Below are 21,656 nucleotides of genomic sequence, written 5' to 3'. Positions count from 1 at the left end.
TCCATACTGCTTAAACAAAACCGGGAGCCTTCGCTCCCGGTTTTTTTATGCCTGCAGTTCGCCGAGCGGCGTGGGTTTACCCAGCAGATAGCCCTGCAAATAATCCACGCCGAAGCGCAGCAGCATGTCGCGCTGCTCCGGCGTTTCTACAAACTCCGCCACCACGCACAGGGATTTGGTTTTCGCCAGATTGCAGATCGACTGGACGATCATCGCATCCATGCTGTCAGTACAGATATCTTTCACGAAGCAACCGTCAATCTTGATGATATCGGCCTCCAGGCGCTTCAGCCGCTCGTAGTTGGCGTATCCTGTCCCAAAATCATCGATAGCAATGCGGAAGCCGTAATCGCGCAGCTGCTGAATGTTGTTGATGCTGATTTCAGAATTCGAAAACGCCTGTTCCTCGGTTATCTCAATGACTACCGCGTCCGGCGTAACGGAATACGTTTCGAAAAGAACGATCAGCTCGGTCGCCACCTCTTTTTGCATCAGGGTCAGCGGCATGAGGTTGACGGAGAAGCGCGTGTCATTGTGCGACACCGGATGCGCCTTCAGCCACGCCAGCAGCCGTTCAACCACGTTCAGGTCAAAACGGTGGCTCAGGTTGAACTGGGCAATCAGCGGAATAAAACGATCCGGCGTGATGATCTCGCCATCGCTTTCGAGGCGGGTAAGGATTTCGTGATATCCCTTCCCCTGCGCATCCACGATGGGCTGGGCGTAAAGGCGAATACCGCCCGCGTCGAGCGCGCGCTTGATTCGCCCCAGCATCAGCACCCGGTCGGTGGTTTGCCCCGACACGGTTTCCACGCTGTTCGTCAGGGCCAGCACGTTATGCGCGGCGCAGGACTGCTCGGACAGCCAGCTCAGCTGCCCCAGGGTGTGGTGCAGGTTTTCACCATCGGCGACTTCACCCCACGACGCACCAAACTCGATATCCAGCCCGGTGTTGTTCCAGAAAATTTTGCGGCTGTTCAGCTGGTCGATCATATGCTGCAAGCGCTGAGCCGTTTCCGGCCCCAGCAGCACCAGCACCAGCTCGCTTCCCGGCAGCTGGAAAAGCTGCTCGTCTTTTTGCAGAAAAGGCTGCAGCGAGGCGGTGACGGCCCGCTTGCAGTGGACCCGCATGAGAATGCCGTAATGGCGGCTCAAAAACTCCAGATTATCCATGCGCAGGCAGCAAATTTTGGCGTCGGGATGCCCCTGCAAAAAGACCTCCAGCGCGCGGATGTTCGGCAGCCCGGTCAGCGGATCGGTCAATGCCCTGTCCTGCCAGCCGCGCTTCATCCATTCGCTGCGTCGATAAATCCGCGACATGTAGAGCATACAAATGGCGAAAGAGATCAGCACTGAGAGGATAAACGAGAGGGAATACCCGGACTCTACCCCGTTGAGAAAGTTGTAGTTGTAGGTTAACAAAACCAGCGCCGTGACGGACCAGATGAGAGAGATAAGGGCATAGCTCAGACGGCTAATTCCGAGCGTAAAGAGAATAAATATCAGCGGCATTAAATAGCCCGCAATTATTTGTGACTCAATGGGAGCGCACAAAATTGCGACAATAAACACCAGAAGCATTAGCCAAATTACTATAAAAATGGGCTGCTTATGAGAAAGTAAAGGCTTAAGGCTCTGCTGCCAGAATGCCCTCGCATAGCGAGGATTAATTATCATTCTTAATGGGTAATAGAACATCATTGTAAATATCAGCGATGCGCATATCAGGCTTTGAATATCGACAACGTTATAAATTGCGGAACCTTCACCAAAGAAAGTCGAGATGGTCACCGGGAAATCAAATAAATAGCCGGCCAGATACATCGAAATTTTAATACCTATGGGTACGATAAAACCCAGCCAGAAAATACGGAGCCCGACGTATTTATTCGGCATGCTGTGGCGCCAGCGCTTGCCGAGCACCAGTCGGATCGCGCCGCAGGCGGCAAAGACGGAGAAGGTCTGGCAAAACAGCAACACGACATGTTGTAGCGGTGCTAAATTAAGGTTGTGTATATTAGTGACAGTTAATGTCAGCAGAATGGGAATAACGCCGCGGCGGCCAAACAATAAAATAACCGCCAGCATTACGCTTAATGGTAACCACGCTAAATAGACATCGTGCCCGTTAACAATCGCCCGCGGCGAAATATAACGAGAAAGCGGAACCGCTATCAGACATAGCAGCAACGCAATCATAAATATCTTTACATTATTGACGTGTTTGATTTTCATTAAGGTAAATGAACTATTATTCCATCATTACATTGACTGAGCGGATAGTATGTTTATTAATTGTGCGAAGCAAGTTTAAGTCTAGAATTAGACCGCTTTATTGACCTGGATTGAGGCGAGGTATAAAAAACAGGCATTTTCGCAACAAAAATGGGGTGAGGATGTTACAAAGGCATAAAAAAACCCCCGTCTGTCGACGAGGGTTCAAATTTTGGTGGAGCTAAGCGGGATCGAACCGCTGACCTCTTGCATGCCATGCAAGCGCTCTCCCAGCTGAGCTATAGCCCCACATGTTACTTTACACACCGCACTCTGTTGGGTTCAGAGTTTGGTGGAGCTAAGCGGGATCGAACCGCTGACCTCCTGCATGCCATGCAGGCGCTCTCCCAGCTGAGCTATAGCCCCATCGTAAAGCTGTCATGTTGACGGGCGGCATAATATGAATTCCGCCGCAGAGTGTCAACGGCAAAATGAACTCTGCCCTTTCAACCGTCGAAAAATCAGGCAAATGAATCACTTTGCGAGCCGACTCGCAGTCAGGAGTTAAGCCTGTCACGTTTTCACGTAAAACAGTGCTATAAAATGAACCACTAATTAACCCCATGAACACTCAGGAAATTGCATGATCAAGGAACGAATGACGCCTGAAGAGTTAGCCCTGCTCACTGGCTATAGCCGACAGACCATCAATAAATGGGTACGCAAAGAGGGTTGGATTACATCGCCAAAACCAGGAGTTCAGGGTGGTAAGGCGCGGCTGGTCCATGTTAATGAAAAGGTCAGGGAATTTATCCGCAGCGCACGCAGGGCATCAGATACGCCTGATTTACCAGAAAACGCTTACCAGGACGGTACGCTACATACCTTACTTCTGACGCTGGCAAACGAAATGACGCCGGATGAGCAAAAGCAGCTGACATCATTGTTGCTGCGGGAAGGGATTACCGGATTATTGCAACGCTTAGGGATACGCGATCAGAACTGATATGAAAAGATTACGCAGTAAAATGACCACAGAAGAGCTGGCGGACAGTTTAGGCGTCGCCAGACAAACCGTGAACCGCTGGATACGCCAGCAGGGCTGGAAAACAGAAGGTATTAATGGCGTCAAAGGTGGACGGGCACGCTTAATCCATATCGACGCCCGCGTGCGTGAGCACATCATGAGCATTCCAGCCATCCGCAAACGTCAGGCAGTCTACCAGCTGGCAGAAGCGCCCTCTTTCTACGGGGAGCCTAAATCGTCGGGCCTGCTTCCTCAAATTATCGACTCTCTGGAAAACTTAACGCTGGTTGAGCAGGAGCGTCTTCACGTTCTGCTTGCGCGGGAAGGCATTCACGGGTTTCTGAACCGCCTCGGTATTGCCGAACTGCAGGCATAAAAAAACGGCAGGTTTCCCCTGCCGTTTTTCTTCACTTAAGCGCAATTACTGCTGGCTTTCACGCACAGCGATAAAGCCCAGGGCTTTGTTGATACGCGCTACGCTGCGCGTTTTGCCGATGGCGTGCACGGTGACGTCGAGAGCCGGAGACTGGCCCGCGCCGGTAACCGCAACGCGCAGCGGCATACCGACTTTACCCATGCCCACTTCCAGCTCATCAGCGGTCGCCTGGATCGCGTGATGGACATTTTCAGCAGTCCAGTCAGTAATGGCTTCCAGCTTGTCGCGAACCACTTCCAGCGGCTGACGCGCAACCGGGCGCAGGTGTTTCTTCGCCGCATCCGCATCAAACTCGTCGAACTCTTCATAGAAGTAGCGGCAGCTCTCGGCGATCTCTTTCAGCGTCTTGCAACGTTCGCCAAGCAGTTTCACCAGATCCGCCAGCTCAGGGCCGGTGCGGGTATCGATGTTAGCCTGCTCGATGTGCCACTGCAGATAGGTCGCCACGTACTCGGGCTGCATGGTGTTGATGTAGTGATGGTTCAGCCACAGCAGCTTATCGGTATTGAACGCGCTGGCGGATTTGCTCACCGAGTTTAGGGAGAACAGGTTGATCATCTCTTCGCGGCTGAAGATCTCCTGGTCACCGCTGGCCCAGCCCAGACGCACCAGGTAGTTCAGCAGCGCTTCCGGCAGATAGCCGTCATCACGATACTGCATCACGCTGACCGCGCCGTGACGTTTGGACAGCTTTTTACCGTCGTCACCGTTGATCATCGACACGTGCGCGTAAACCGGCACCGGCGCATTCAGCGCTTTCAGGATGTTGATCTGGCGCGGAGTGTTGTTGATATGGTCTTCACCACGGATAACGTGGGTGATTTCCATATCCCAGTCGTCCACCACAACGCAGAAGTTATAGGTAGGAGAGCCATCGGTACGACGAATGATCAGGTCGTCCAGCTCCTGGTTGCTGAATTCGATTGGGCCACGGATCTGGTCGTCGAAGATAACGGAACCGTCCTGCGGGTTGGCGAAACGCACAACGCACGGCTCATCGGCGGCATGTTCGCTATGATCGTGACGGCAACGGCCGTCATAGCGTGGTTTTTCACCGTTTGCCATCTGCTCTTCACGCAGCGCATCCAGACGCTCTTTCGAGCAGTAGCATTTATACGCCGTGCCCGCGACCAGCATGTCATCGATTACCGCGTTGTAGCGGTCAAAACGTTTGGTCTGGAAATACGGGCCTTCATCCCACTCCAGGTTCAGCCAGTTCATACCATCCATGATGGCTTCGATTGCTTCCGGCGTTGAGCGCTCAAGATCGGTATCTTCAATACGCAGCACGAACTCGCCCTTGTTATGGCGTGCAAACAGCCAGGAATAGAGAGCAGTACGTGCGCCACCGACGTGCAGGTAGCCTGTCGGGCTTGGCGCGAAGCGAGTTTTGATTTTCATGAAATGGCCTTACGTTATAAAGGTGCCGCGAATCGGCAAATCCTGGGGAAAAAACGATGGGCAATATTCTATCACTGTGCGCCGAATCCTCAATGTTGATCCCTGTATCGACGTCGAGATTGCTATTTTTGTTTAGAAATCATGCGCAATAGCCCATTTCGCGATCGTTTTGTTTAATTTTACGACGAACGAATAAAAACTTTAGAAAATGCGTTGACTCATTTTCAACTCTCCCTATAATGCGACTCCACACAGCGGGGGTGATTAGCTCAGTTGGTAGAGCATCTCCTTTACACGGAGGGGGTCGGCGGTTCGAGCCCGTCATCACCCACCATCTACTTTAACGTAGACTCGCAGTGTAGATAAGAATTGAGATTGGGCGATTAGCTCAGTTGGTAGAGCATCTCCTTTACACGGAGGGGGTCGGCGGTTCGAGCCCGTCATCGCCCACCATTCTCACCTTATCGATAGCAGTTCCGAAATGGGCGATTAGCTCAGTTGGTAGAGCATCTCCTTTACACGGAGGGGGTCGGCGGTTCGAGCCCGTCATCGCCCACCATTTCGGGTCGTTAGCTCAGTTGGTAGAGCAGTTGACTTTTAATCAATTGGTCGCAGGTTCGAATCCTGCACGACCCACCAATGTAAAAAAGCGCCCTAAAGGCGCTTTTTTACTATCTGCGACTCCTGAGTCTTAAGCTCAATGCCTGATGACGCTGCGCTTATCAGGCCTACGAAAAGAGCAGACGACCTCACTTTGTAGGTCGGGTAAGGCGAAGCCGCCACCCGACAAGAACATCACCCTGCCCTCAACGCCGCAACCAGCTTTTTCACCGCTGGCGTCGCCTGCGCATCGTCATACACCACAAACAAGTCCGCCGGAATACGCGCATTGAGCGGACGGAACACCACGCCGGGCCACTGCATTTGCGCATAGCTGTCTGCCGCAAGCGTGATCCCCATGCCCATGCTGATCATTGCCAGCACCGTCTGCGGTTCAACCGCCTCGCGGACAATCATCGGGGAAAACCCGGCCTGCTGGCACACGCGCTGAAGAAAAGCCCAGTCCGAATGGGCCGACGGCATGGTGACAAAATACTCATTTTGCAGCTCAGAGAGTGAAATCGCCTCCCTGTCCACCAGCCGATGATCTTCCGGCATCGCCACCAGGAAGGCGGCGTCACGCAGGCGAATGCTGGTAAAGCCCGCCGCGGGCTCCGTTGCCATACGCCAGATCCCCACATCCAGCTCGCGCCGCTCGAGGAGCGCCATCTGCATCACCGGCGATTTCTCACGAAATACGACGTCCACATTGGGATGCTCTTTCAGGAACGTTCGCATTACCGAGCGCACCTCGCTCCACATAGCCGTGCCCACGATGCCCAGCTCAATGCGCCCTGCTTCGCCACGCCCAATTTGCTCCACTCTGGCAAGCGCCTGATTCGCGCTGGTCAGCAGCCGACGGGACTCTTCCATCAACACTTTCCCGGCGTGGGTGAGCGCAACGCTTCGCGAGTGACGGATAAAAAGCAGCGTACCGAGCTGGCTTTCGAGCTCCTTAATGTGCAGGCTCAACGGCGGCTGCGACATGTTCAGGCGAGCCGCAGCCCGCCCAAAATGCAGCTCCTCGGCCACGGCGAGGAAATAGCGCAAAAGTTTAAGGTCGGTTCGGTAGACGCGTTCCATCAAAACAAATCCCGGAGAAAGCACTGAATACCCCACCTTAAAACGTTTCACATACGGAAGAACAACATTAATGCGTAACTGTGCGCATCTCGCTGTTTTTACTGGCGTGTCGATAGTTAAAGCTCAGGAAAAACACCGCCGCGAGGATCAGCGCGTAGGCCGCGAACACCAGCCAGATGGTCTGCCAGTCCTTCACGCCATCCACGGAAAAATAGTCCACCGCCATGCCGCTCAGAAGAGAGCCCACGTACGCCCCCACGCCGTTAACTATCGTCATGAAGAGCCCCTGAGCGCTGGCGCGGATATCGGAGCTGACCTCCTGCTCAACAAATACCGAACCGGAAATGTTGAAGAAATCGAAGGCGCAGCCGTAGACAATCATCGACATCATCAGCAGGACAAACCCAGCCGCGGACGGATCGCCAAACGCGAACAGGCCAAAGCGCAGCATCCAGGCCACCATGCTCATCAGCATGACCGTTTTAATGCCAAACCGTTTAAGGAAGTACGGGATGGTCAGAATGAAGAACACTTCTGACATTTGCGAGACTGAGAGCAAAATCGACGGATACTTCACGATAAAGCTGTCGGCGTACTCCGGGTTACGGGCAAAATCATGCAGGAACGGGCTGCCGAAGGTATTGGTGATTTGCAGCACCGCGCCGAGCAGCATCGCGAAGAGGAAAAAGACCGCCATTCGCGGCTGTCTGAACAGGACAAAGGCATTCAGGCCCAACTTGCTCGCCAGCGTCTGGCCGGAGGGGCTTTTTGCCACCGGGATGCCCGGCAGCGTCAGGGAATAAAGCGCCAGCACCAGGGAGGCACCTGCGGCGATATAAAGCTGAACGTTGCTCAGCTCTACGCCCATCAGGCTGATGGCCCACATCGCTACGATAAACCCCACGGTGCCGTAAACGCGCACGGGTGGAAAATGGCTCACGGTATCCAGCCCGGCCTGCTCCAGGCAGGAGTAGGAAATGGTGTTCGAGAGCGCGATTGTCGGCATAAAGGCCATCGCGTTGACCAGCATGACCCAGAACATCAGGCCAGGCTCGTTGACCTGCGCGGCATAGCACAGCGCGGCGGCGCACACGAGGTGGCAAATCATGTAGGCCCGGTCTGCCCGCAGCCATTTATCGGCAATGATGCCCACCAGCGACGGCATGATAATCGCCGCGAGGCCTTTTGAGCTGTAGACCAGCCCCACGTCTGAACCGGTAAAATCCAGGGTATTGATCATGTAAGAGCCGAGCGTAACCAGCCAGCTCCCCCAGATAAAATATTGCATAAAGGACATCATCTTTAAGCGGGTCGTGATGTTCATAACATGTTCCTTTTCGCAGGGTGTGGCCCCGAAGGGCCACGTATTTATCAGGCTATTTTGCGCAGGAAGCCGCAGATGAGATTGATGAAGTTCTGTCGGGAAAGCTCTGCCGCCGCCAGCGTCTGCTCATGCGAGAGCTTCACGTCCCCCAGCCCTTCCGCCAGGTTGGTGATGGCCGATACGGCAACGACTTTCAGGTCGCAGTGGCGCGCGGAGATCACTTCCGGAACAACCGACATCCCCACCACGTCGCCGCCGATTATCTGCATCATGCGGATCTCCGCCGGGGTTTCGAAATTCGGCCCCGGATACGAAACGAAAACCCCTTCGCTCAGCGGGAAGCCCTCTTCGGCGGCAACGGCTTGCAGCACGGCGCGGTACTCCGCGTCGTAGGCGTTCGCCAGGGTGAAAAAACGCTCGCCGAAGCGCTCGTCGTTTAGCCCCACCATCGGCGTGCCGGGCATGGTATTGATGTGGTCGCGAAGGGAAACCAGGCTGCCCGGTCCCACTTCCGGGCGCAGAGAGCCCGCCGCATTGGTGCAAAACAGCAGTTCACAGCCCAGCAGCCTGAAGGTGCGGATAGCGTCCGTCATGACGGTCATGCCGCGGCCTTCGTAGAAGTGACCGCGGCCTTTCATGCACGCGACCGGGACGCCCGCCAGGTGACCTAACACCAGCTCTCCCGCGTGGCCGTGAACGGTGCTGACCGGAAAGCCCGGCAATTTTTCATAGGAAATAGCCACGGCGTCTTCAATCTGGCCCGCCAGCGCCCCCAGGCCAGAGCCGAGGATAAAGGCGACGCGCGGCGTGAAATTCGGTTTGTGGGCGCGAATGATATCGGCGCTGTACCAGGGATTATCGGAATGGGTCATAGAGGCTCCTTGAGAAAAAAAGCGATATCAGCGATCGCATGACCTTTTTCTTATACGTGGAGCGCGGGGGGTATCACCAATACACTTTTAAGGGGTAATCGATACCGTTTTGCTATCAATATCAGTTAACTGCCTCAAGCTATCGCGCCCGGTGCCGATATCCCTTATTTATGGCGAAAAGGAACTCAAAATGACCACTCTCAAGGCAGTTTCGCTGTCAGCGATGGAAATCGGCAGTACGGACAGCAGCTCCGGTGGAAACGATCTCGCATCGCAGATCGCCCGTCTGAGCAAACAGATAGTCAAAGTCACCCAGCAGCTCAAAGAGGTGGCGTTAAGTGAAGGCAGCGCAGAAGAAAAACAGAAGCAGCAGGAGATGCTGGAGTCACAGCTGGCCATGCTGCAGGCCCAGCTGGCGCAGCTTCAACGCCAGCAGGCGGAGGAATCTGCTCCTCAGCAAGGCCCGGTGCAGCAGGCGGTTGAAGAAGGCGTGAACAAACCCTCGGCAAACCACCAGATTGATATCTATATCTGATCCTCAGCCGGGTTAAACAGTGGATCGCGTATACGGGCTTCGGTCAGCTTCTGCGCCTGCATACGCACCACTTCCCAGATGGCGAGCGCCGCCCCGGAAATCGAGCGTTTTTTCCGCCTGACCAGCATCAGCTTGCGCTCGACCGGCGGCGTAAACCTTTTCACGGTGAGATGGCTCCCCTGGGGCAGCGGCAGCGCCAGCGCGGGCAACACGCTGATGCCAATCCCCGCCTCAACCATCGGAAACAGCGTGGCCGGATGCCCTATTTCCTGAACTATCGTCGCGTTAACCCCCTGCGCGGCCAGCGCCGCGTCAATCAGCGGGCGGCTGCCGGATGCGTAATCCTGTAAAACCAGGTTCGCTCCGTCCAGCGACTGCCAGGTCACTTCCCCCAGCGCTGCCAGCGGCGAATCCTCCCGGCACAGCAGCAGGAAAGGCTCTGATAACACCACTTCGCTTTCCAGATCGCTCACCGGACCGGGATCGATAACAATGCCAAAATCCACCTCGCCCTGACGAATGCTCTCCAGCACCCACTGCTGCGGCCTGTCGTGAAGCACAAAATCGATATCCGGGTAGCGGCGGTTACTTTCGGCAATGCACTGGGGGATCAGGTGCGCGGAGATAGTCTGGCTCGCCGCCACCCTGACGGTGCCGGAAAGCTGCTGTCCGAGCCGACCGACGTCCCGCAGCGTGCTGTTCAGCTCATCCAGTAACCTCTCCAGCCGCGAGGCGAGCTGCTGCCCCGCCTCGGTGAGCACCACTTCCCGGGTGGTGCGGTCGAGCAGGCGCACGCCGGTCTGGATTTCCAGCTCTTTAACGCTGTGGCTGACCGCCGACTGGCTGAGGCCGATGATCTCCCCTGCCCGGCTGAAGCTCCGGGCATGGGCTACGGTTACGAAGACCCGAAGCTGACGCAGTGAATAATTCATCGTTTCTATTCATGAATGGATGCAATAAATCAATTTTATTTCTCAAATGGAAAAAAGCAAAATAGCGCTATCTGATTTCAGGAGTCACTATGAAACTATTTCGTATCCTCGACCCGTTCACGCTTACGCTGATTGTTACCGTCCTGCTGGCCTCCTTTTTCCCGGCGCGCGGCGGCTTCGTTCCTTTCTTTGAAGGTTTAACCACCGCCGCCATCGCGCTGCTGTTCTTTATGCACGGCGCCAAGCTCTCACGCGAAGCGATTATCGCGGGCGGCAGCCACTGGCGGCTTCACCTCTGGGTGATGTGCAGCACCTTTATTCTGTTCCCGATCCTCGGCGTGCTGTTTGCCTGGTGGGCGCCGGTGAACGTCGATCCTGCGCTTTATACCGGCTTCCTTTATCTGTGCATTCTGCCTGCCACCGTGCAGTCGGCGATTGCGTTTACTTCGCTGGCCGGCGGCAACGTCGCGGCCGCCGTGTGCTCCGCGTCAGCGTCCAGCCTGCTGGGGATTTTTGTCTCGCCGCTGCTGGTCGGGCTGTTGATGAACATGCACGGCGCGGAAGGCAACCTGGAGCAGGTCGGTAAAATCTGCCTGCAGCTGCTGCTGCCGTTTGTGCTGGGGCACCTTTCTCGCCCGTGGACGGGAGCCTTCGTGGCGAAACACAAGAAATGGATCTCGAAAACGGACCAGACCTCGATCCTGCTGGTGGTCTATTCCGCCTTCAGCGAAGCCGTGGTGAACGGCATCTGGCATAAGGTTGGCGTGGGTTCGCTGCTGTTTATCGTGGTGGTCAGCATCGTGCTGCTGGCGATTGTGATTGCGGTGAACGTGTTTGTGGCGCGGAAATGCGGCTTTAACAAGGCGGATGAAATTACCATCGTCTTCTGCGGGTCGAAGAAGAGCCTGGCAAACGGGATCCCGATGGCCAACATTCTGTTCCCGACCTCGGTGATTGGGATGATGGTGCTGCCGCTGATGATTTTCCACCAGATCCAGCTGATGGTGTGCGCGGTGCTGGCGCGTCGTTACAAGGCCCAGACCGAAAAGCTGGCGCAGGAAGAGACCCGCACCGCGAAGGCTTAAGGACGTTTCAGGGGCTGAACCAGCTGGGTCAGCCCCTCTGTTTTAATCAGTAGCGTGATAGCCATCAGCTCGCCGAGCCGCCCGGCAGGAAATTCATCCTTGCGGGCGAACCACAATAAATACTCTTCCGGCAGATCGATCAGCCTGCGACCCTTGTACTTACCAAACGGCATCTCCGTGTTGGCGATCTCAACGAGCTGTTCTTTTTCCACGCTACTCTCCTAACAGGCGCATCATTTCCGCTTCGTCGATGACCTCGATACCCAGCTCCTGCGCTTTAGCAAGCTTGGAGCCCGCCGCTTCGCCGGCGATCACCAGATCCGTTTTCTTCGATACGCTGCCCGCCACTTTTGCCCCCAGCGCCACCAGACGCGCTTTTGCATCGTCGCGGGAAAGCTGGCTGAGGCTGCCGGTCAGCACTACGGTTTTACCGGCAAACGGGCTGTCGATCTCTTCGGCATTGATAACCACTGGCGCAGGCCAGTGAATACCCACTTCCAGCAGCTTGCCGATGACCTCGCGGTTGCTCTCTTCGGCGAAGAAGTTAAAGACGTGGGTTGCGACCACGATGCCGACGTCCGGCACTTTTTGCAGCTCGTCGAGAGTGGCTTTCTCCAGCGCGTCAAGGGTGCCAAAGTATGCCGCGAGCCCTGCCGCTGTCGCTTCGCCCACTTCGCGGATCCCGAGCGCATAAAGGAAGCGGGCAAAGGTGGTTTCTTTCGCTTTTTCCAGCGCGTTCACCACGTTTTGCGCCGACTTTGGCCCCATGCGGTCAAGCCCGGTCAGCTTTCCGGGACTCAGTGTAAACAGGTCAGCGGGAGTGTGCACATACTCTTTCTCAACCAGCTGGTCGATAATCTTGTCGCCCATGCCGTCGACGTCCATCGCCCGGCGGGACACGAAGTGCTTGAGCGACTCCTTGCGCTGGGCACCGCAGATTAGCCCGCCCGTACAGCGCGCAACGGCTTCGCCCTCCACGCGCTCCACGTCTGAACCGCAAACCGGGCAGTGGGTCGGGAATTCGATTTCACGGGTGTCGTCCGGACGCTCTGACTCGACCACGTTCACCACCTGCGGAATAACATCCCCCGCACGACGGATCACCACTTTATCGCCAATGCGCAGGCCGAGACGGGCGATCTCGTCGGCGTTATGCAGCGTGGCGTTGCTGACCAGCACGCCCGCGACCTGAACCGGCTCGAGACGCGCAACGGGGGTAATCGCCCCGGTACGCCCCACCTGAAACTCTACGTCGCGGACAAAGGTCATCTGCTCCTGAGCCGGGAACTTGAATGCCACGGCCCAGCGCGGCGCGCGGGCGACAAACCCGAGCTGCTCCTGCAGGGCAAGCGAGTTGACCTTGATCACCACGCCGTCGATATCAAAGCCGAGCGTCGGGCGGTCTTCTTCAACCTTGCGGTAAAACTCCAGCACCGCTTCCGGCGAATCGCAAAGCTGAACGCGGTTGCTGACCGGCAGCCCCCAGGCTTTAAACTGCAGCAGACGTCCCAGGTGGGTATCCGGCAGTTCTCCGCCTTCAAGGATGCCCACGCCGTAACAGAAGAAAGTAAGCGGTCGCTTCGCGGTAATGCGCGGGTCGAGCTGGCGCAAAGAGCCTGCCGCCGCGTTACGCGGGTTAGCAAACACTTTGCCGCCGGTGCGACGCGCTTCTTCGTTGATTTTTTCAAAGCCCGCCTGCGGCAGGAACACTTCACCACGCACTTCGAGGCGGGCAGGAATGTTGTCGCCATGAAGCCTGAGCGGGATCGCGCGGATCGTGCGCACGTTGGTGGTGATGTCCTCGCCCGTGGTGCCATCGCCGCGCGTTGCGGCACGCACCAGCACGCCGTTCTCATAGAGAATACTGACCGCCAGACCGTCGAGCTTCAGCTCACAGCACCAGCTCAGGGCATCGCTGCTTTTCAGCCTGTCCTGCACGCGCTTGTTGAACGCCAGGAAACTCTCTTCATCAAAGACGTTATCCAGAGACAGCATCGGCACTTCATGACGAACCTGGCTGAACGCGCCCAGAGGCTCTGCGCCGACGCGCTGGGTGGGGGAATCCGGCGTGATAAGCTCCGGGTGCTGCGTTTCCAGCTCGCGCAGCTCGCGCATCAGGCGGTCATACTCCGCATCCGGCACTTCCGGCGCGTCCATGACGTGATACAGGTATTCATGATGGCGAAGCGTGGTTCGCAGTTCAGTGATTTTTTGTTCGAGTGAGTCCATATCGCACCATCAATGAGAAAAAACCCCCGACAGGCGGGGGTTCAGGAGGAGTTGAAGTAAACGCGACGATTACGCGTTAGCTTCCTTTACTTCGCGGATGCGGTCCTGATATTCGCGCAGTTTCTGCGGCGTCATCATTCGACGCTGGTCGTCGAGCACCACACCGCCCACTTCGTCGGCGATGTGCTGAGCAGACTGGAGCATCAGCTTAAAGTTTTGCAGCTCGTCACCGTAAGACGGCACCTGCATAAAGATGGTCACGCCTGGAGTCACGAAATCACCGGTCATTTCCGGGTCAAACGTGCCTGGGTTGACCATGTTCGCCAGGCTGAACAGCGCCGGGCCGCTACCGTCCGGGCTGAGGTGACGATGGAAAATATTCATATCACCAAACTTGAAGCCGGCCTGTTGAATGCTGTTAAGCAGAACATCGCCGTTCAGATGGCTGCCGTGATGGGCGGCCACGTTCATGATGATTACCGCTTCTTTACGCTGCGGTTTTTCAACCACGGGCGCTTCCTCTACGACCGGTTCAGGCTCAACGTGAGCCGCCGGAGCAGGCTGAGGCGCGGGCTGTGGCTGAGCCGGCTGTGCGGGTTGTACCGGCTGCTGCTGTACAGGTTGATGCACAGGCTGCGGCGCAGGTTGCTGTACCGGCTGTTGAACCGGCGCTTGCACAACTGGCTGCTGATGTACGGGTTGCTGCGGCTGGCGAACGGGCTCTTCAACCGGCTGAGGTGCAGGCTGCTGGCGCGGCTGCGCAGAGGCATACGGCGGTTGATACTGGTGCTGAGGAGGCTGGCGAGGTGCGTCATGCTCCACATGGCCTGCGCCGGGCGCAGTATTGACCCGATGAACACGCACTTCCCCCACGCCGTCGTCTTCGCTACCGTCGATGTCGTAGTCACCGTCATCGTCTTCACGACTGGACTTCATGCGCTTCAGTGGGCGATCGCGAAACATAGAAGAGCGCTCTTTACGGCTGGTCCAGAAACCATGTACCAGTAAAGCGATTATGGCGATCGCGCCAACAATGATTAATATCAGACGCAAATCCTGCATCATTATATTCTCTGTTGTTCTAACACCTTGCCACCACGGCAAACATTTACTCACTAAGAGTATTTGCCGTTTAACTCAAGTGCAAGTGTGTCCGGGGCATTCACAGCATAAAGATGAGCTAAATCGTGCTTTTTGCTGTTTTTTCGAACATTTCCGAACTGGTCATTAGTCCGTAACTGGATAATATAGTCGGGCAATTCCACTGGTTGTGAAAAAAGGAGTACAGCCTGGTCATGGTTTCATCATCGACTTCCGCCCCTCGCAGCGGCGTTTACTATTTTTCTCAGGGATGGAAACTCGTTTCGCTTCCGGGGATCCGTCGCTTTGTTATTTTCCCACTGCTGATCAACATCTTATTGATGGGTGGCGCATTCTGGTGGCTATTCACGAAGCTGGAAAGCTGGGTGCCGGCCATCATGAGCCACGTGCCGGACTGGCTGCAGTGGCTGAGCTATCTGCTGTGGCCGATTGTGGTTATCTCGGTGCTGCTGGTCTTCGGCTACTTTTTCTCGACGATTGCCAACTGGATAGCCGCGCCGTTTAACGGCCTGCTTGCCGAGCAGCTGGAAGCGCGCCTTACCGGTGCCACCCCGCCCGATACCGGAGTGCTGGGAATCATGAAAGATATCCCGCGCATCATGAAGCGCGAATGGCAGAAGTTTGCCTGGTATCTGCCGCGCGCCATCGTGCTGCTTATCCTTTATTTCGTTCCCGGCATCGGCCAGACCGTCGCACCGGTGCTGTGGTTCCTGTTCAGCGCCTGGATGCTGGCTATCCAGTACTGCGATTATCCGTTCGATAACCACAAGGTGCCGTTTAAAGAGATGCGCAGCGCCCTGCGCACGCAGAAGGTGGCCAACATGCAGTTTGGCGCGCTCACCAGCCTGTTCAACATGATCCCGTTCCTTAATCTGTTCATCATGCCGGTGGCCGTATGCGGCGCCACGGCGATGTGGGTCGACTGCTATCGTGCTAAGCACGCGTTATGGAAATAATGCAAATATGTGTAAACCCGGGGTGGCTTATGCCGCCCCTTATTCCATACTGATCCCCATTATTTCCTTGCAGTATATAGATATGCGAATTCCTTACTTCCCCCCACCCTCTCAACAGGTATGCTGAGTCGGTATCCCAATTTCATACAGTTAAGGACAGGCCATGAGTAAGATTTATGAAGACAACTCGCTGACTATCGGTCATACGCCCCTGGTTCGACTGAACCGTATCGGTAATGGACGCATTCTGGCGAAGGTCGAATCACGTAACCCAAGCTTCAGCGTAAAATGCCGTATCGGTGCAAACATGATTTGGGATGCTGAAAAACGTGGCGTGCTGAAACCGGGCGTGGAGCTGGTTGAACCGACCAGCGGCAACACCGGTATCGCGCTGGCCTACGTCGCCGCCGCGCGTGGCTACAAGCTGACGCTGACCATGCCTGAAACCATGAGCATCGAACGCCGCAAGCTGCTGAAAGCGCTGGGCGCGAATCTGGTCCTGACCGAAGGCGCGAAAGGCATGAAGGGCGCAATCCAGAAGGCGGAAGAAATTGTCGCCAGCGATCCAGCCAAATACCTGCTGCTGCAGCAGTTCAGCAACCCGGCCAACCCGGAAATTCACGAGAAAACCACCGGCCCGGAAATCTGGGAAGATACCGACGGTCAGGTTGACGTGTTTATCTCAGGCGTGGGCACCGGCGGTACGCTGACCGGCGTGAGCCGCTATATTAAAGGCACCAAGGGCAAAAAAGAGCTGATTACCGTTGCCGTTGAGCCAACCGACTCCCCGGTTATTGCTCAGGCGCTGGCGGGCGAAGAGCTCAAGCCAGGCCCACACAAAATTCAGGGTATCGGCGCCGGCTTTATTCCGGGCAACCTGGATCTGAAACTGATTGATAAGGTCGTGGCTATCACCAACGAAGAAGCGATCTCTACCGCCCGTCGTCTGATGGACGAAGAAGGTATTCTGGCCGGTATCTCCTCCGGCGCCGCCGTGGCCGCTGCGCTGAAACTGCAGGAAGATGAAACCTTTACCAATAAGAATATTGTGGTTATCCTACCGTCTTCGGGTGAGCGTTACTTGAGCACGGCGCTGTTCGCAGATCTCTTTACCGAGAAAGAACTGCAACAGTAATGCCAGCATGTTAAAAACGCGTAAAAAAGCACCCTTTTGGGTGCTTTTTTGTGGCCTGCTTCAAAGTTTTACCCCTCCTGCCATTGATTCACCCCGTTGGGTCTGGTATTTAAACCAGCAATTATTTTGATGCGCGAAATTAATCAGTGAACGAAATAGCGTTGCTGAATCGATTTTATGATTTGGTTCAAGTCTTGCTTTCACTGCATAATGTTTAATGACGATCCGAAACGTCAGCGCTAACAATACAGGCTAAAGTTCAGTCGCCAGGCTAGACTTTAGTTCCACAACACTAAACCTATAAGTTGGGGAAATACAATGTTCCAGCAAGAAGTTACCATTACCGCTCCGAACGGTCTGCACACCCGCCCTGCTGCTCAGTTTGTTAAAGAAGCGAAAGGCTTCACTTCTGAAATCACTGTGACTTCCAACGGCAAAAGCGCTAGCGCAAAAAGCCTGTTCAAACTGCAGACTCTGGGCCTGACTCAGGGCACCGTAGTCACCATCTCTGCGGAAGGTGAAGACGAGCAGAAAGCAGTTGAGCATCTGGTTAAACTGATGGCTGAGCTCGAGTAAGTTTCCGGGTTCTTTTAAATATCAGTCACAAGTAAGGTAGGGTTATGATTTCAGGCATTTTAGCATCCCCGGGTATCGCTTTCGGCAAAGCACTTCTGCTGAAAGAAGACGAGATCGTCATTGACCGGAAAAAAATTTCTGCCGACAAGGTTGATCAGGAAGTTGAACGTTTTCTGAGCGGTCGTGCCAAGGCATCAGCGCAGCTGGAAACGATCAAAACTAAAGCTGGCGAAACTTTCGGTGAAGAAAAAGAAGCCATCTTCGAAGGGCACATCATGTTGCTCGAAGATGAGGAGCTGGAGCAGGAAATCATAGCCCTGATTAAAGATAAAGGCATGACGGCCGACGCGGCTGCGCATGAAGTTATCGAAGGTCAGGCAACTGCCCTGGAAGAACTGGATGATGAATACCTGAAAGAACGTGCGGCTGACGTGCGTGACATCGGTAAGCGCCTGCTGCGCAACATCCTGGGTCTGGCCATTATCGACCTGAGCGCGATTCAGGACGAAGTTATCCTGGTTGCCGCAGACCTGACCCCGTCTGAAACCGCACAGCTGAACCTGAACAAGGTGCTGGGTTTCATCACTGACGCAGGTGGACGTACCTCCCACACCTCTATCATGGCGCGTTCTCTGGAACTGCCAGCCATCGTGGGCACCGGTAGCGTCACCTCTCAGGTGAAAAACGACGACTATCTGATTCTGGATGCCGTGAACAACGTGGTTTACGTCAATCCATCAAACGAAGAGATCGAGCAGCTGCGTGCCGTTCAGGAGCAGGTTGCCACCGAGAAAGCGGAACTCGCTAAACTGAAAGATCTGCCAGCTATCACGCTGGACGGCCATCAGGTTGAAGTGTGCGCGAACATCGGTACCGTCCGTGACGTTGATGGCGCTGAGCGCAACGGTGCGGAAGGTGTAGGTCTGTATCGTACTGAATTCCTGTTCATGGATCGCGACGCGCTGCCAACTGAAGAAGAACAGTTTGCTGCGTACAAAGCCGTTGCTGAAGCCTGTGGCTCTCAGGCGGTCATCGTGCGTACCATGGATATCGGTGGCGACAAAGAGCTGCCGTACATGAACTTCCCGAAAGAAGAGAACCCGTTCCTGGGCTGGCGTGCAGTGCGTATCGCAATGGATCGCAAAGAGATCCTGCGCGACCAGGTACGCGCTATTCTCCGTGCTTCCGCTTTCGGTAAACTGCGCATCATGTTCCCGATGATCATCTCTGTTGAAGAAGTGCGTGCACTGAAAAAAGAGATCGAAATCTACAAACAGGAACTGCGCGACGAAGGTAAAGCGTTTGACGAATCAATCGAAGTGGGTGTGATGGTGGAAACGCCAGCCGCCGCGACAATTGCGCGTCATTTAGCCAAAGAAGTTGATTTCTTTAGTATCGGCACCAATGATTTAACGCAGTACACCCTGGCAGTTGACCGTGGTAATGATATGATTTCACATCTCTACCAGCCAATGTCACCGTCCGTACTGACGCTAATTAAGCAAGTTATTGATGCTTCTCATGCAGAAGGTAAATGGACTGGCATGTGTGGTGAGCTTGCAGGCGACGAACGTGCTACACTTCTGTTGCTGGGTATGGGTCTGGACGAATTCTCTATGAGCGCCATTTCCATTCCACGCATTAAGAAGATTATCCGTAACACGAACTTCGAAGATGCGAAGGTGTTAGCAGAGCAGGCTCTTGCTCAACCGACAACGGACGAGTTAATGACGCTGGTTAACAAGTTCATTGAAGAAAAAACAATCTGCTAATCCACGAGATGCGGCCCAATTTACTGCTTAGGAGAAGATCATGGGTTTGTTCGATAAACTGAAATCTCTGGTTTCTGATGATAAGAAAGACTCCGGAACTATTGAGATTGTTGCTCCGCTCTCCGGCGAGATCGTCAACATCGAAGACGTGCCGGATGTAGTGTTTGCTGAGAAAATCGTTGGTGATGGCATTGCTATCAAACCGACTGGCAACAAAATGGTTGCTCCAGTTGACGGCACCATCGGTAAAATTTTTGAAACCAACCATGCGTTCTCTATCGAATCTGATAGCGGTATCGAACTGTTCGTTCACTTCGGTATTGATACCGTTGAACTGAAAGGCGAAGGCTTCAAACGTATCGCGGAAGAAGGCCAGCGCGTTAAAGTTGGCGACCCGGTCATTGAATTCGATCTGCCACTGCTGGAAGAAAAAGCCAAGTCTACCCTGACTCCGGTTGTTATCTCCAACATGGACGAAATCAAAGAACTGATCAAACTGTCTGGCAGCGTCACCGTGGGCGAAACCCCGGTTATCCGCATCAAGAAGTAATTCTTGCCGTACAGAAAAATGGCGCCTTCGGGCGCCATTTTTGTTTATGCCGGCAGGATAAGCTCGTCGTATCCTTTCGACTGCGTCCAGGCCATCACTTCCGTGACGCGATCGCCGGCGCAGCGTATCGCTTCCGCCACCGCTTTTCCCTCAACGATCCCGCTGACCAGCTCCGAGCAGAACAGATCGCCCGTGCCTTTAAGATCGGTCGCGACGCGCGGGTGCGCGGTGGTGGTTACGCCCTCTTTCGTCACCAGTACAACGTGGATATGTTCCGGGTCGTCAGCAACCGGCGCGCTGGTGATAGCCACCCATTTCAGCGTATCCGAAAGCAGCCCGCGGGCGGCCTCAATGGCGCTTTCCGGCGAGCGGCAGGATTGACCGCTTAACATCTCAAGCTCGAACACGTTCGGCGTGATGCCCTGCGCCAGCGGCAGCAAATGCTGACGATAGGCTTCCGGGATATCCGGCTTCACGTACATACCGCTGTCGATATCCCCGATAACCGGGTCGACCAGCACCAGTAAATCAGGATGCTGCACTTTGATGGCCTGCAGCCAGCGGGACAGAAGCGCGATCTGGCTGGCGCTGCCCATATACCCGGTGGTCACCGCCTTCAGCTCGCGCAAAATATCGCGCTCTTCCAGCGCTTTCAGATAGCCACTGAACCACTCGTCCGGGATCACCCCGCCGTAGAAGGTGTCGTAGTGCGGCGTGTTGCTGAAAAGCACCGTCGGAACGGCCGTGACGTTCAGCTGATGGGTTCTGATGTTTGGCACCGCGATGCTGTTGCCCACGCTGCCGTAAACGACCTGAGACTGCACCGCGACGATGTCCGTCTGCTGCGCCCGGGTTTTATCCCGGAATAAAATCATTTCCATGACGCTTAAATCCCCGCCCCCTGCGAATAACTCTCTTCACCAAAGACGCCGGTAGACAGATAGCGATCGCCGCGATCGCAAATTATCGCCACGATCACCGCGCCGGGGTTTGCCTGCGCAACCCGAATGGCCCCTGCTACCGCACCACCCGAACTGACGCCGCAGAAGATACCTTCGCGCACGGCCAGCTCGCGCATCGTATTCTCCGCCTCGCGCTGATGAATATCCAGCACGCTGTCCACCAGCTGGGCGTTAAAAATGCCCGGCATGTACTCCGCAGGCCAGCGGCGAATACCGGGAATACTGCTCCCCTCTTCCGGCTGCAGGCCAACAATGGTGACGGCTTTATCCTGCTCGCGCAGAAAACGCGACACGCCGGTAATGGTGCCCGTGGTGCCCATGCTCGAGACAAAATGGCTGATGCGCCCGTCGGTTTGCTGCCAGATTTCCGGCCCGGTGGTGGTGTAGTGGGCGTGGGGGTTATCCGGGTTGTTGAACTGATCGAGGAGTTTGCCTTCGCCGCGCTCGGCCATCTCCAGCGCTAAATCGCGCGCGCCTTCCATGCCCTGCTCTTTGGTCACCAGAATCAGCTCTGCGCCGTAGGCGCGCATCGCGGCGCGTCGCTCCTGGCTCATGTTGTCCGGCATCAGCAGCTTCATGCGATAGCCTTTCAGCGCCGCAATCATCGCCAGCGCGATGCCGGTGTTACCGCTGGTGGCTTCAATCAGCACGTCGCCGGGCTTAATTTCGCCGCGCTTTTCGGCCTGCACAATCATCGACAGCGCAGCCCTGTCCTTCACGGAGCCCGCCGGGTTATTGCCTTCGAGTTTGACCCAGATTTCGCTGCCGTTGTCAGGCCCCATGCGCTGAAGTTTGACCAGAGGGGTATTGCCGATGGTGTGTTCGAGTGTATTCACGATTTTTACTCAATAAAAAAGCCGGGTATC

The 21,656-nt window shown here is 55.4% G+C and carries 20 protein-coding genes and 6 tRNA genes; 13 read left to right on the top strand and 13 right to left on the bottom strand.

The annotated features are described in order from the left end of the window. Positions 1-45: 45 nt before the first annotated feature. The 3 genes from AB6V08_RS05340 to AB6V08_RS05330 form a co-directional block, all read right to left on the bottom strand. Positions 46-2,235 carry a sensor domain-containing phosphodiesterase gene (locus AB6V08_RS05340; RefSeq protein ID WP_368541705.1) on the bottom strand — a complete coding sequence of 730 codons (2,190 nt, stop codon included), beginning with the start codon at positions 2,233-2,235 and terminating at the stop codon, positions 46-48. A gap of 212 nt (positions 2,236-2,447) precedes the next feature. Then, positions 2,448-2,523, bottom strand: a tRNA-Ala gene (locus AB6V08_RS05335). Between the two features lie 41 nt (positions 2,524-2,564). Continuing rightward, a tRNA-Ala gene (locus AB6V08_RS05330) sits at positions 2,565-2,640 on the bottom strand. A 217-nt stretch (positions 2,641-2,857) separates the two neighbouring features. Between AB6V08_RS05330 and AB6V08_RS05325 the strand changes: the two genes are divergently transcribed. Further along, positions 2,858-3,220, top strand: a complete 363-nt coding sequence (locus AB6V08_RS05325) for a YfeC-like transcriptional regulator (RefSeq protein WP_368541704.1) — start codon at positions 2,858-2,860, stop codon at positions 3,218-3,220. Position 3,221: 1 nt separating this feature from the next. Then, on the top strand, positions 3,222-3,617 hold the full coding sequence (locus AB6V08_RS05320; RefSeq protein ID WP_368541703.1) for a YfeC-like transcriptional regulator: 396 nt from the start codon (positions 3,222-3,224) through the stop codon (positions 3,615-3,617). A 45-nt stretch (positions 3,618-3,662) separates the two neighbouring features. Here AB6V08_RS05320 and gltX read toward each other — a convergent pair whose 3' ends face one another. After that, the gene (gltX, locus tag AB6V08_RS05315; RefSeq protein WP_368541702.1) at positions 3,663-5,078 is read right to left on the bottom strand and encodes a glutamate--tRNA ligase; all 1,416 of its coding nucleotides are present in this window, start codon (positions 5,076-5,078) and stop codon (positions 3,663-3,665) included. 258 nt (positions 5,079-5,336) lie between these two features. Here gltX and AB6V08_RS05310 point away from each other — a divergent pair. From AB6V08_RS05310 to AB6V08_RS05295, 4 genes are all read left to right on the top strand, one after another. Continuing rightward, a tRNA-Val gene (locus AB6V08_RS05310) sits at positions 5,337-5,412 on the top strand. Positions 5,413-5,455: 43 nt separating this feature from the next. Continuing rightward, positions 5,456-5,531 (top strand) — tRNA-Val (locus tag AB6V08_RS05305). 30 nt (positions 5,532-5,561) lie between these two features. Next, a tRNA-Val gene (locus AB6V08_RS05300) sits at positions 5,562-5,637 on the top strand. A 4-nt stretch (positions 5,638-5,641) separates the two neighbouring features. Then, positions 5,642-5,717: transfer RNA gene (locus AB6V08_RS05295), tRNA-Lys, on the top strand. 156 nt (positions 5,718-5,873) lie between these two features. Here AB6V08_RS05295 and AB6V08_RS05290 read toward each other — a convergent pair. From AB6V08_RS05290 to xapA, 3 genes are all read right to left on the bottom strand, one after another. Then, positions 5,874-6,761, bottom strand: a complete 888-nt coding sequence (locus tag AB6V08_RS05290) for a LysR family transcriptional regulator (RefSeq protein ID WP_368541701.1) — start codon at positions 6,759-6,761, stop codon at positions 5,874-5,876. 67 nt (positions 6,762-6,828) lie between these two features. Further along, positions 6,829-8,085 carry a nucleoside permease gene (locus AB6V08_RS05285; RefSeq protein WP_368541700.1) on the bottom strand — a complete coding sequence of 419 codons (1,257 nt, stop codon included), beginning with the start codon at positions 8,083-8,085 and terminating at the stop codon, positions 6,829-6,831. A gap of 47 nt (positions 8,086-8,132) precedes the next feature. Continuing rightward, positions 8,133-8,957: a xanthosine phosphorylase gene (gene xapA, locus AB6V08_RS05280; RefSeq protein ID WP_368541699.1), complete on the bottom strand. Its 825-nt coding sequence runs from the start codon at positions 8,955-8,957 to the stop codon at positions 8,133-8,135. Between the two features lie 190 nt (positions 8,958-9,147). On the opposite strand from xapA, the gene AB6V08_RS05275 reads away from it, so the two are divergent. After that, on the top strand, positions 9,148-9,492 hold the full coding sequence (locus AB6V08_RS05275) for a FlxA-like family protein (protein WP_368541698.1): 345 nt from the start codon (positions 9,148-9,150) through the stop codon (positions 9,490-9,492). Here AB6V08_RS05275 and AB6V08_RS05270 read toward each other — a convergent pair. Then, the gene (locus AB6V08_RS05270; RefSeq protein ID WP_368541697.1) at positions 9,483-10,424 is read right to left on the bottom strand and encodes a LysR family transcriptional regulator; all 942 of its coding nucleotides are present in this window, start codon (positions 10,422-10,424) and stop codon (positions 9,483-9,485) included. The genes AB6V08_RS05275 and AB6V08_RS05270 overlap by 10 nt on opposite strands. Positions 10,425-10,513: 89 nt before the next feature. On the opposite strand from AB6V08_RS05270, the gene AB6V08_RS05265 reads away from it, so the two are divergent. Further along, positions 10,514-11,509 (top strand): bile acid:sodium symporter family protein, encoded by a 996-nt coding sequence (locus tag AB6V08_RS05265; RefSeq protein WP_368541696.1) that lies wholly within the window; start codon positions 10,514-10,516, stop codon positions 11,507-11,509. Here AB6V08_RS05265 and AB6V08_RS05260 read toward each other — a convergent pair. The 3 genes from AB6V08_RS05260 to zipA all read right to left on the bottom strand — a co-directional run bounded on the left by AB6V08_RS05260 (position 11,506) and on the right by zipA (position 14,803). Then, positions 11,506-11,721, bottom strand: coding sequence for a DUF3820 family protein (locus AB6V08_RS05260; protein ID WP_003861328.1), 216 nt, complete (start codon positions 11,719-11,721; stop codon positions 11,506-11,508). The two genes, AB6V08_RS05265 and AB6V08_RS05260, sit on opposite strands and share 4 nt — an antisense overlap. A 1-nt stretch (position 11,722) precedes the next feature. After that, positions 11,723-13,738 carry an NAD-dependent DNA ligase LigA gene (gene ligA, locus AB6V08_RS05255; RefSeq protein WP_368541695.1) on the bottom strand — a complete coding sequence of 672 codons (2,016 nt, stop codon included), beginning with the start codon at positions 13,736-13,738 and terminating at the stop codon, positions 11,723-11,725. Between the two features lie 69 nt (positions 13,739-13,807). Next, a complete protein-coding gene (gene zipA, locus AB6V08_RS05250) occupies positions 13,808-14,803 on the bottom strand; it encodes a cell division protein ZipA (RefSeq protein ID WP_368541694.1) in 996 nt (331 codons plus the stop codon). A 230-nt stretch (positions 14,804-15,033) separates the two neighbouring features. Between zipA and cysZ the strand changes: the two genes are divergently transcribed. The 5 genes from cysZ (at position 15,034) to crr (ending at position 19,828) form a co-directional block, all read left to right on the top strand. Then, positions 15,034-15,795 (top strand): sulfate transporter CysZ, encoded by a 762-nt coding sequence (gene cysZ, locus AB6V08_RS05245; RefSeq protein WP_368541693.1) that lies wholly within the window; start codon positions 15,034-15,036, stop codon positions 15,793-15,795. Between the two features lie 163 nt (positions 15,796-15,958). Continuing rightward, on the top strand, positions 15,959-16,930 hold the full coding sequence (gene cysK, locus AB6V08_RS05240; protein ID WP_119937378.1) for a cysteine synthase A: 972 nt from the start codon (positions 15,959-15,961) through the stop codon (positions 16,928-16,930). 318 nt (positions 16,931-17,248) lie between these two features. Further along, positions 17,249-17,506 carry a phosphocarrier protein Hpr gene (ptsH, locus tag AB6V08_RS05235; protein WP_000487600.1) on the top strand — a complete coding sequence of 86 codons (258 nt, stop codon included), beginning with the start codon at positions 17,249-17,251 and terminating at the stop codon, positions 17,504-17,506. Positions 17,507-17,550: 44 nt separating this feature from the next. Beyond that, positions 17,551-19,278 carry a phosphoenolpyruvate-protein phosphotransferase PtsI gene (ptsI, locus tag AB6V08_RS05230; protein WP_368541692.1) on the top strand — a complete coding sequence of 576 codons (1,728 nt, stop codon included), beginning with the start codon at positions 17,551-17,553 and terminating at the stop codon, positions 19,276-19,278. A 40-nt stretch (positions 19,279-19,318) separates the two neighbouring features. Next, a complete protein-coding gene (crr, locus tag AB6V08_RS05225; protein ID WP_003861316.1) occupies positions 19,319-19,828 on the top strand; it encodes a PTS glucose transporter subunit IIA in 510 nt (169 codons plus the stop codon). Positions 19,829-19,872: 44 nt separating this feature from the next. Here crr and pdxK read toward each other — a convergent pair whose 3' ends face one another. Continuing rightward, positions 19,873-20,709, bottom strand: coding sequence for a pyridoxine/pyridoxal/pyridoxamine kinase (gene pdxK / locus AB6V08_RS05220; RefSeq protein WP_368541691.1), 837 nt, complete (start codon positions 20,707-20,709; stop codon positions 19,873-19,875). A 5-nt stretch (positions 20,710-20,714) separates the two neighbouring features. Beyond that, entirely contained in the window at positions 20,715-21,626 is a 912-nt protein-coding gene (gene cysM, locus AB6V08_RS05215) for a cysteine synthase CysM (protein ID WP_368541689.1), read from the bottom strand. Positions 21,627-21,656 lie beyond the last annotated feature (30 nt).

The organism is Enterobacter soli, from assembly GCF_964208575.1.
GTDB lineage: Bacteria > Pseudomonadota > Gammaproteobacteria > Enterobacterales > Enterobacteriaceae > Enterobacter > Enterobacter soli_A.
The sequence above is the reverse complement of the archived record's forward strand: the minus strand, read 5'-3'. Positions and strand labels throughout refer to the sequence as shown.